This is a genomic window from Alsobacter soli (assembly GCF_003004785.1).
Classification (GTDB): Bacteria; Pseudomonadota; Alphaproteobacteria; order Rhizobiales; family Beijerinckiaceae; genus Alsobacter; species Alsobacter soli.
Map to the genome: position 1 here is coordinate 265,163 of NZ_PVZS01000003.1, position 8,918 is coordinate 274,080.

Sequence of the window (8,918 nt, forward strand, 5' to 3'; positions counted from 1 at the left end):
TGCGGGGAACCGCCGTCCATACCAAGCGGCCCGCCTCCGCCCCGAGGCCTCGGCCTACGACCGGAAGCCAGCATGACAAGCTCCTCCACTGCCGACCGCGACGCCATCACGGCGAGCCTCTTCGACATCGTCGCGGAGGAGGCGATGGTGGACCGGTCCGCCATCCGCCCGGAGGCGCTGCTGGAAGAACTTGGCGTCAAATCCGCGGATTTCGTGATGATCCTGATGGCCGTGGAGGAGAAGTTCGGCGTGTACCTCTCGGTGGACGAGGAACTCGCCGAGGCCAAGACGGTGCGGGACCTGACCGACATCGTCGTCACCCGCATCCAGGAGCACCGCGCCAGGGCTGGCGCGTGAGGCGGGTCGCCGTCACCGGGGTCGGGGCGGTCTCCGCCTGCGGGCTCGGCGCCGAGGCGCTCTGGCGCGCGACTCTGGAAGGACGAAGCGGCGTCCGCGAAGTCCTCTTCCCGGCTATGCGCCGCCAGCAGGTGACCCGCGCGGCGAAGCTGCCCGAAGGCCTACTCGCGTCGCTGATGGAGGGCTCGAAGCCGCGCTTCCAGGACCCCGTGTCCGTGCTGGCCCTCGCCGCCGCCCGCGAGGCGGTCGAGCAGGCCGGCCTCGGGCCAGATGATTTCGGCTCGCGCTGCGCGGTGGTCTGGGGCACAGGCTTCGGCGGCGCCCCGACGCTGAACGCGGGCTATCACCAGTTCATCTCCGACCCAGGCGGACGCTTCGACCCCATGACGGTGCCGAAGGTCATGGCGAACGCGCCGGCCTCCTGGATCGGCATGGCTTATGGAGCCACCGGCCCGACCTACTGCATCTCCACAGCCTGCGCCTCGGCCACGCAGGCCATCGGCCTGGGAACCCAGCTGATCCGCGGCGGCCTTGCGGACCGCTGCATCGTGGGCGGCGCCGAATCGCCGCTCGTCGACGCGCAGTTCCAGGCCTGGGAAAGCCTGCACGTCATGTCGGCGACAGAGTGCCGGCCGTTCTCGGCCGGGCGCGACGGCATGATGCTGGGCGAAGGCGCGGGCGTAGTGGTGCTGGAGTCCGCCGAAGCTGCCCGGGAGCGCGGCGCGCACCCCCTGGCGGAGGTCGCCGGCTACGGCGCGACCAGCGACGCCGCCGACCTGCTGCGCCCGGACGTGGCCGGCGCCGCTGCATGCATGCGCCAGGCGCTCGCCGACGCCGGGATCGAGCCGTCCGCGATCGGCTACGTTAACGCCCACGGCACCGGAACGGTCGCCAACGACATGACCGAAGCCGAGGCGATCCGCAGTGCGTTCGGGCCGGCCTCCGAGCGCCTCTTGGTCTCGTCCACGAAGCCGGTCCACGGCCACGCCCTTGGCGCGGCGGGTGCGCTGGAGTTCATCGTGACGCTCTTTGCGCTGCGCGAGCAGACCGCGCCGCCGACGCTCAATTTCACCGCCGCCGATCCCCGGGTGGGCATCGAGCCTGTTCCCCACCGGCCGCGGATCTTTTCGGCCGAGGCGGCCCTGACGAACTCCTTCGCCTTCGGCGGCGTGAACGCCTCGCTGGTCCTGACGCAGGCGTGATCATCGAAGTCCCTTATGACGCCGACGCCGCGCTGGCGCTTGCGGATCTCGCCGCTGGCCTGGCTGGGCACGGCCGCGCAGGCCGGCCCTCCCCGCTCGCGTCCGCGCTCGTCCTCGCCGGCCGCGCGACATCCTCGATGCGAAACCGCCTGGAGCGGTTTCCGGCTGGAACAGCTCTTGTCCAGGAAAGCCTTCGCCACGCGTCGCGCGGGGTCTTCGCGCACGACGGGGTCGTCGCGGCTCGCGTCGAATTCGACGACAGCGTCGCGCGCGCCCCCGTCCTGCTGGCCGCCTTCGAACAGCCATCCGCAGGCGCATCGGCCACGCTAACCGCTGGCCTGCGGCTGGCCGACGCTGCAAGCCTCGCCGGCCCTGGCCCCGATGCGCGAGCCCGCTTGGGGGGCGCGACGCGGCTGCGCACGGCCCCGCTCGCCCCGGCAGTCGTCGCCGGCTACCTGGCGGCAGTGGGGGATCCCAACCCCATTCATGCGGACAGGGATCGCGCCCGGGCGCTGGGCCTGACCGGGCCGGTGGCGCCGGGCGGGCTGATCGCGCTGCTCGCCGAAGCGGCCGCCCGCGCCCTGGACTTCCCGAGCGGGGCAACCGTCTACTCGGGCCGATTCCTGAGCCCCGCCCTCGTCGGTGAGCCGTTGGAGCTTGCCGTCGCGCCGCGCCCGAGCTCGGGCGAAGCCGCCGAGGCGCGCGTTCTGGTCATGACGCCGGGCCTGCGCCTGGTCGCCGTGCTGGATCTCAGGGCTGAGAGCGCCCGCGGCTGACCCTGCGCGGCGCGACCAGGGCCGCGAGCCCGATCAGCAGCGCTCCGACAACCCAGACGCCCAGGAAGGGCCAGATCGCGGCCGCCAAGCCGTCGTGCGTCGCCCTGTGCCAAACGGCGTATCCGAATAGCACGGGTAGCCCTACGGCAATGGCGGGCACGCGGCCGAACAGCTTAAGAAAACGAACGCGGGTCCCGTTCCGCCCAAGAAAGGTGATCAGGGTCCCTGTGAACAGGGCGAAGAAGTTGAGCACCAGCGTCGCCGCGGCGGCGGCGAGCACGAAAGCCGCGCTAACCAGCCAGATGGCCGCGAGCGGCAAGCCGCCGAGTCCCTGCGGTCGCTCGCGGCCGAAGCTGGCGTAGGCGAGATCAATCATCCGAGCGTCTCGAGGTCCTTGGAATTGCGGGCGTGCGGCCCCGCCCAGAATGAGTCCAGGGCCGCAAGCGCCGCGCGATCGTTGTCGCCGGAGCGGTTGAGCCCCGCGGAGAGGGCGCCGGTCCAGGCGGCCGCCGTCTCCAGCGGGATCCGCCGGGCCGGCGCGACGATCCGCGGGACGCCACGCCGCGCCAGATGGGCGGAAACCCAGATGTCGTCCACCAGGCGCACGGCCTCTGGATAGCCGGAGAAATCGGCCACCGCGTTGTCCAGGGCTCCCGGCGGCAACAGGTAACCCCAGGTGCCGAACAGCACGTCGACGGTCGTTGGCGCGGCAACCCCGGTGGCGAACACATGCGGAAGCTCGGCCATGCTGCCAAGCCCCCTCAGCCGGACGCCCCGATAGCCGATCGCCGCATCGGGCCGACGCCGATGGGCGTCGAGAAGCGTGGCGATGAAGTCGCGCGGGTAGATCACGTCGTCATCGACCACGACCAGCGTCGCCCGAGGTTCCGCCTCAAGCACGGGTAGGAGCTTCGTCGCCGGGCCCTCGTCCGGGCAGCGCAGCACGTCGACTCCTCGCGGCAGGCCGAGTTGAGGAGGATCGGGATAGGCGACGCCATCTCGGCGGGACCTATGGGGCAGCGCCAGGATGATCCGCGAGGCGGGTTCGTCCTGGTCCAGGAGGCTACGCAGCGTCGGCGCGAGCTTCCGAGCGCGCCCCGGGATCGTGGTGAGCGTGACCACGACGCGCTCGGGACGGCAGCCGGGCCGGCCGAAGGCTGGACGGCCGAAATGCAACCGAATAGCCCGCGCCAAAAGCCCCGGGAGCAAGGCGGGCGGCATGTATCGGAACCGCGCCAACGCCCGCTCGACCTCCCTCGTCACGCGGCCGGCCATGGGACCTCCCCGGCCGAGACCGACCGGAACGCCTCGGCAGTCGGGCGCACCAGCGCGCGAGGAAACGGGTTCACCCATCGATCCCGCTCGATCCAGAGCCGGCGGAACGATCTCTGACGCCGATCCTTCCACGTCCCGAAAGCGCGGTGCCGCGCGTGCATGTTGGTGTTCAGCGGCCACAGATTGGGATAATGGAGCGGGGCAGTCAGGGCGATCGGGCTCGCCAAGGCCACGTCCCACTCCCTTTCGAAGAACAGGCGGGTCAGCATGCGCGGGCCGGTCGCGTCCTCGACCTCCGCCCTGCTCCGCACGGCGGCCGACAAGGCCAGCGCCCGCGCCAGGGCCTCCCGAAAGAAGCTGTGCCCGGGCGCCGCCGCGAATACGCAGTTGGCCACCTGAAAGGGCGCGGCGTAGCCCAGTTCCCGGGCGCGCGCCTTCGTCAACCAGGCCTCGATCGCCAGGACACAGGATCGCCCGCTTAGCAATCTCTCGACCGGCCGCAAACACTCCATGTCGATATCCGCGTAGACGCCGCCGTCCCGCACCATGACGGCGTAGCGGAACGCGTCTGCGCGCATCACCGGGAAAGGCATGGCGTCATACGTGGCGAGCCCGTCCGGCGCCACCTCGGCCACCACGTCGCGGCTGGCCTCGTCGTCGTAGAGCGAGACGACGAAATCTGGATTGTTCTCGATCCAACCACGCCTCAGCCGCGCTGCCGCGGGCGGCAATTCCTTCGTGCGCCAGGTCTGGGACAACAGCTTTGGAATCGCGGCGCCGGTCGAGGAGGAGATACTAGCCCGGCTTGAACTCCCCATGGTAGCAAAGCGCCTTGTTACAACCTTTGGTCAAGCGATAGGCGAATGCTGGTTTGGATTCAACGCTTCTTCCAGATGGATGACGCGACCTTCCGGTTCGCAGGCTGGTATCTTGGCGTGGGCCTGCCGCTGCTGGCGCTCGGCCTGGCGATGTCGAAGCCGCGCCACGGCGGCGCGGCGCTGCGCGCCGCCACGGACCAGCCCTCCGGCGTGGTCCGGCTGGGGCTCGCGATCGGGCGCGGCGTCGTGCGCGGCGTGGCGAGGCTCCCTGTCACTCCCAACCAGATCACCGTGATCGGGCTCATCCTGACGGCGCTGCTCTGTGCGCTGTTGGTCGTGTCGAAAAACAGCTTCTGGTTCGGCTCGGGCCTGATCGCCGCGCTCCTTTTCGACACCCTGGACGGGCTGGTCGCCCGCGCTCAGGGCGCGTCGACCCGATTTGGCGGGTATCTCGACGCCGTCGTGGACCGTTATCAGGAAGCGGCGATCTACCTCACGGTGGGGTGGGTCCTGGATCAATGGCCCGTGGCCTTCCTGATCATCACCGGGTCGATGCTGACCAGCTACAACAAGGCCCGAGTGGCTCTCGAGGCCCCGACCGCCAATAAGGATTGGCCGGATCTGCTCGAGAAGCCCATACGACTGTTCATCCTGTGCGTGGGCCTGATTGGGGCCCCGATCATGGCGTGGTTCCTGCCCTTCGCGCTGTGGATGCTCGCCGCTCTCACCCACTTCACGGCGCTCCAGCGTTTCACCCGGGCCGCGTTTCTGCTTCGGCAAAGGGACGTGGCCGACAGAGTCGGCATGGTCCCGTGAAGGGCGCCGCAGGCCGACGCCCCGGTGTTGCGGAAGTCTTCACGGACTGGCGCTTCCTCGTATCCACGACCGGGGGCGTCGGGCTCGCGCCTTGGGCGCCCGGAACGGCGGGTTCGGTCGCCGGCATCGCGCTGTTCGCGGCACTGCACCCTCTCCCGCCCGTTTTGCGCGGGTCCGCTTACCTGCTTCTGATCGCGCTTGCGTCGGTGGCGGCGTCCGGCATGGGAAAGGCGCTCGGGGCGCCGGATCATCAGTCCATCGTCATGGACGAGACCTTGGGCATGAGCCTTGCCCTGGAGGCGGCTCCGGGCTCCTGGCAAGGGTTCGGCGCCGCGTTCCTGCTCTTTCGCGCGTTGGACATGGCGAAGCCCTGGCCCGTCTACCTTGCGGACAGGCGTGAAGGTGGATTTTTCGTCATCCTAGACGACCTCCTGGCCGCCGGGTGGACGGCAGCCTGCATCCTGGCGGCGAGATGGGCAGGCGCGCTGTGAACGCCTGGACCGCCGAACCGCTCGAAGTGTTTCTCACGGTCGACCTCGAGCCTGACTGCCCTCCCTATCTCTGGACTTGGCGCGGGGTCACGGAAGGCATGCCGCGCCTGCTGGACCTTTTCGCGCGGGCGGGTATCCCCGTGACGTTCTTCACGACCGGACAAACGGCGGCCCTTTATCCAGCCTGCATCGCGCGGCTCGTCGCCGATGGGCACGAACTCGCCTGCCACGGCTATTCCCACCGGTCCTTCCGCACCATGGGCTGGCGCGAAGCGCAGGAAGAGATCGCGAGCACGAACGACATCCTGCGCCGCTTCGCCTCGGTCACGTCGTTTCGGGCGCCTTATCTCGCCTTCCCCGAGGACTTTCTGGAGTTGTTGGTCGGCCAAGGCTTCACGGTCGACGCCTCGCGGGCGCTGTACAAGCCGATGGAGCCGCCGGCCACATGCGCCGGCGCGCCCGCCCGCCTCAGCGCCTCCGTCACCTCCAGCGTCCTGCGCCTGCCCGCCCCCGTGCGAGACCGATGGCTCGGCCGGCTGCGGAGCCCGGTGACCCTGTTCGTCCACCCCTGGGAATTCGTGGACCTGACCCGCTCGCCCATCCGCCTCGACTGCCGGTTTCGGACCGGCGAGCCGGCCCTCGCCTGCCTTGGCGCCGTGATCAACCTGTTCAAGACGCGCGGAGCGGCGTTCAAGCTCGTCCGCGAATTCGCGGGCCAGTGAGGGCCGCCCGATAAAGCCGCTCATGGTCGGCGGCCACGGCCGCCCAGTCATACCGGCCCAGTCCGGGCCTGGGTCCGGCAAGCCTCGACAGGGCGGCCCGGTCGGTCGCCAGCTGGATGATCGCCTCTGCGCAGGCCTCGTCGGAATCGCACAGGACGCCGTCCTGGTCGGTGATGAAATCCTCCAGCCCCGTGCCGCGGCGGCCAACCACCGGCAGTCCCGCGGCCCTCGCCTCCAGCGCAGCGATTCCGAACGCCTCCTTGGTGGACGGCAGGAGAAAGAGGTTTGAACGCTCGTAGAGCTCGCGGAGGGCCTGGGGGGGCCGCCAGCCGCGCAGGCGCAACTGCGCCGACAGGCTAGACGATTGGGCCGCCCGGGCCATGCGGCCGGCGTAGCGCCCCTCCCCCGCAACGACGAGCTCCAGCGTGACGCCCCGGCCCGCAAGGGCCTCACCGGCCCGGCGCAGCACGTTAAGGAGGGCCATGGGCCGCTTGGTGCGCGCGAGCCGCATGGCCGTGACAACGCGAAAAACGGGGCCTGCGCCGGTGTGGGGCCTTGCCCCCGACCAAAACGCGTGGTCATGGCCGTTCGGCATGACCAGCACGGGCCGGCCCGGCGCGATGCGCTGCACCTGCCCGGCGATGACGGCGCTGACGGCGCCGAGCGTCACGCCCTGAGCCGTCCAGCCGGTCGCCTTGTCGAGGAGGCCAAGCCAGAAGGGGACGACGCCCAAACTGGAGTGAAAGGTGAGCAGAACGGGCAGCCCCAGGCGGCGAGCGGCGATCAGCCCGGCGAGGCACACGGGCGCGACCACGCTCGGATGGGCATGGACCAGGTTGAAATCGCCCTCGGCGAGCGCGCCCTGGATGGTGGCGACGAGCCGCGGCGACCAGGCGATCTGGGCGCCGGGCAACAGTGGCGTCGGAAGCCGGATCACGGGCACGCCGTCGTAAATGGCGTCGCCAGGCAGGCTGGTGATGACCGTGGCCTCAACGCCCCGACCGATCAGGGCGCGAGCCAGGCCGGCGAGCTGCGTTTCGATGCCGCCCCGGCGCGGCGCGAACCAGTCCGACAGGAGCGCGACCCGGAGGGGGCGCTCGCCAGATCGGGCTCCCATTGGCTGGATCACGGTGGCGTTGGCTCCCGGAGCGTGGCGCCAAGCACGACCACTGCGGCGCTCGGCGCGATCGAGACCCCATAGCCGGTTGACGCCTACACGTCTCGCGCGAAAAGTCGCGACGCGCACGTCTTGAGAGTCTGTGTTTGTGTCCTCCCATATCGCCTTGAGCTCTCCGCCGGTCCCCCAGCGCCGCAGCCGGCTGGCCTTCGTGTCTCCCCTGCCGCCGCAGCGCAGCGGCGTGGCGGCCTACGCGGCCGAGCTGATCCCGGCCTTGGCGGCGCACTACGATCTCGACCTCGTGTGCGAGGACGCGACGGCCCGCGAGGCGTGGTCGCACACGGGGCACAAGGTTCTGGATCCCGCCGCCTTCTCGTCCCGCTCGGCCTCCTACGACCGGATCCTTTACCAGCTCGGGAATTCCAACGCGCACCGCTGGATGTTCCCGCTGCTTCAAGACCACCCGGGCGTGGTCACGCTGCACGACGTTTTCCTGTCCGGCGTTCTCTCCGACATGGACACGTCGTCCTTCCGGGAAGGCGCCTGGTTCGAAGCGCTTTACCGCGACCACGGATGGGGACCGGCGGCGGACCGTTATCTCCACCGCGACCCCTTTGCAGTGATCCAGCGTTATCCCTGCTGCGGCGCCGCCCTGTTCGATTCGGTCGGAGCGATCGTGCATTCCCGCGAGGCGCTGGAGCGGATCCGGCGCTGGTACGGCGGCTGGGCAGATACGGTTTCGCTGATTCCGCACCTGCGGGCGCCGTATCCCCCATGCGGCAGGGGAGGCCCAGCTGCAGGAGGAGGGATCGACCTCGGTTTCGCTCCGGACGACTTCGTGGTGTGCAGCTTCGGCGGACTCGGCCCTTCCAAGCTGAACCACCGGCTTCTCGCCGCCTTCGCGGCCTCGGCCTCGAGTGGCGACCCGCGCTGCCGGCTCGCCTTCGTCGGTGGCGAGCTGTCGAGCGACTACGCCCAGGAGTTGCAACGTCAAATTGAGGCGCTCGGCCTCGGTGAGCGCGTGCGCCTCACTGGCTGGGTCGAGCCCGACACCTACAACTCTTACCTGCGCCGGGCGGACCTCGCCGTACAACTCCGCGCCCACTCCCGCGGCGAGAGCTCCGGCGCGGCGCTGGATTGTTTGAACCATGGCGCGCCCGTGCTCGTGAACGCGCACGGGTCCATGGGCGAGCTGCCCGCGGACGCGGTCTGGCGCCTGCCCGACGCGTTCACGGACGCGCAGCTCGCGGGCGCGCTGGAGCGCCTGCGCGCGGACGCCGGCCTGCGGGCGCGGCTCGCGGAGGCGGGGCGCAGGCGCATCCGCGCGGAGCACGCCCCGGCGGC

At 70.4% G+C, this 8,918-nt stretch carries 11 protein-coding genes; 7 read left to right on the top strand and 4 right to left on the bottom strand.

Features of this window, described 5'->3' with window-relative positions; translation table 11 throughout:
* Nucleotides 1–72: 72 nt before the first annotated feature.
* From SLNSH_RS04275 to SLNSH_RS04285, 3 genes are read left to right on the top strand one after another with little or no spacing between them, the layout of a single operon-like run.
* Nucleotides 73–357 carry an acyl carrier protein gene (locus SLNSH_RS04275; protein ID WP_106335414.1) on the top strand — a complete coding sequence of 95 codons (285 nt, stop codon included), beginning with the start codon at nt 73–75 and terminating at the stop codon, nt 355–357.
* Nucleotides 354–1,559: a beta-ketoacyl-[acyl-carrier-protein] synthase family protein gene (locus tag SLNSH_RS04280; protein WP_106335415.1), complete on the top strand. Its 1,206-nt coding sequence runs from the start codon at nt 354–356 to the stop codon at nt 1,557–1,559. Before SLNSH_RS04275 ends, SLNSH_RS04280 begins: the two co-directional genes overlap by 4 nt.
* Nucleotides 1,556–2,335: a MaoC family dehydratase gene (locus tag SLNSH_RS04285; protein ID WP_106335416.1), complete on the top strand. Its 780-nt coding sequence runs from the start codon at nt 1,556–1,558 to the stop codon at nt 2,333–2,335. Before SLNSH_RS04280 ends, SLNSH_RS04285 begins: the two co-directional genes overlap by 4 nt.
* On the opposite strand, the gene SLNSH_RS04290 is transcribed toward SLNSH_RS04285, so the two are convergent.
* The 3 genes from SLNSH_RS04290 to SLNSH_RS04300 are packed head-to-tail and all read right to left on the bottom strand — an operon-like array spanning nt 2,310 to nt 4,368.
* Nucleotides 2,310–2,711: a hypothetical protein gene (locus tag SLNSH_RS04290; RefSeq protein WP_106335417.1), complete on the bottom strand. Its 402-nt coding sequence runs from the start codon at nt 2,709–2,711 to the stop codon at nt 2,310–2,312. The genes SLNSH_RS04285 and SLNSH_RS04290 overlap by 26 nt on opposite strands.
* Nucleotides 2,708–3,610 (bottom strand): glycosyltransferase family A protein, encoded by a 903-nt coding sequence (locus tag SLNSH_RS04295; RefSeq protein WP_106335418.1) that lies wholly within the window; start codon nt 3,608–3,610, stop codon nt 2,708–2,710. The genes SLNSH_RS04290 and SLNSH_RS04295 overlap by 4 nt, the downstream gene beginning before the upstream one ends.
* A complete protein-coding gene (locus SLNSH_RS04300; protein WP_158266674.1) occupies nt 3,595–4,368 on the bottom strand; it encodes a glycosyltransferase family 32 protein in 774 nt (257 codons plus the stop codon). The genes SLNSH_RS04295 and SLNSH_RS04300 overlap by 16 nt, the downstream gene beginning before the upstream one ends.
* 105 nt (nt 4,369–4,473) lie before the next feature.
* Here SLNSH_RS04300 and SLNSH_RS04305 point away from each other — a divergent pair, with 105 nt between their 5' ends.
* The 3 genes from SLNSH_RS04305 to SLNSH_RS04315 are packed head-to-tail and all read left to right on the top strand — an operon-like array spanning nt 4,474 to nt 6,457.
* Nucleotides 4,474–5,244 carry a CDP-alcohol phosphatidyltransferase family protein gene (locus SLNSH_RS04305; protein WP_106335420.1) on the top strand — a complete coding sequence of 257 codons (771 nt, stop codon included), beginning with the start codon at nt 4,474–4,476 and terminating at the stop codon, nt 5,242–5,244.
* Nucleotides 5,241–5,735: a phosphatidylglycerophosphatase A family protein gene (locus SLNSH_RS04310; RefSeq protein WP_106335421.1), complete on the top strand. Its 495-nt coding sequence runs from the start codon at nt 5,241–5,243 to the stop codon at nt 5,733–5,735. The genes SLNSH_RS04305 and SLNSH_RS04310 overlap by 4 nt, the downstream gene beginning before the upstream one ends.
* Nucleotides 5,717–6,457 carry a polysaccharide deacetylase family protein gene (locus SLNSH_RS04315; protein ID WP_106335422.1) on the top strand — a complete coding sequence of 247 codons (741 nt, stop codon included), beginning with the start codon at nt 5,717–5,719 and terminating at the stop codon, nt 6,455–6,457. Before SLNSH_RS04310 ends, SLNSH_RS04315 begins: the two co-directional genes overlap by 19 nt.
* On the opposite strand, the gene SLNSH_RS04320 is transcribed toward SLNSH_RS04315, so the two are convergent.
* Nucleotides 6,426–7,574 (bottom strand): glycosyltransferase family 4 protein, encoded by a 1,149-nt coding sequence (locus tag SLNSH_RS04320; protein ID WP_106335423.1) that lies wholly within the window; start codon nt 7,572–7,574, stop codon nt 6,426–6,428. The two genes, SLNSH_RS04315 and SLNSH_RS04320, sit on opposite strands and share 32 nt — an antisense overlap.
* A gap of 166 nt (nt 7,575–7,740) precedes the next feature.
* Between SLNSH_RS04320 and SLNSH_RS04325 the strand changes: the two genes are divergently transcribed.
* Nucleotides 7,741–8,918: glycosyltransferase family 4 protein (locus SLNSH_RS04325; RefSeq protein ID WP_146140188.1), on the top strand; the 1,178-nt coding region annotated here is incomplete at its 3' end.

Bases quoted from the DNA above. Each gene is read 5' to 3' on its own strand.
- SLNSH_RS04315 (WP_106335422.1), top strand. From the start codon at position 5,717: ATGGGCAGGCGCGCTGTGAACGCCTGGACCGCCGAACCGCTCGAAGTG.
- SLNSH_RS04320 (WP_106335423.1), bottom strand. From the start codon at position 7,574: ATGGGAGCCCGATCTGGCGAGCGCCCCCTCCGGGTCGCGCTCCTGTCG.
- SLNSH_RS04295 (WP_106335418.1), bottom strand. From the start codon at position 3,610: ATGGCCGGCCGCGTGACGAGGGAGGTCGAGCGGGCGTTGGCGCGGTTC.
- SLNSH_RS04305 (WP_106335420.1), top strand. From the start codon at position 4,474: ATGCTGGTTTGGATTCAACGCTTCTTCCAGATGGATGACGCGACCTTC.
- SLNSH_RS04290 (WP_106335417.1), bottom strand. From the start codon at position 2,711: ATGATTGATCTCGCCTACGCCAGCTTCGGCCGCGAGCGACCGCAGGGA.
- SLNSH_RS04275 (WP_106335414.1), top strand. From the start codon at position 73: ATGACAAGCTCCTCCACTGCCGACCGCGACGCCATCACGGCGAGCCTC.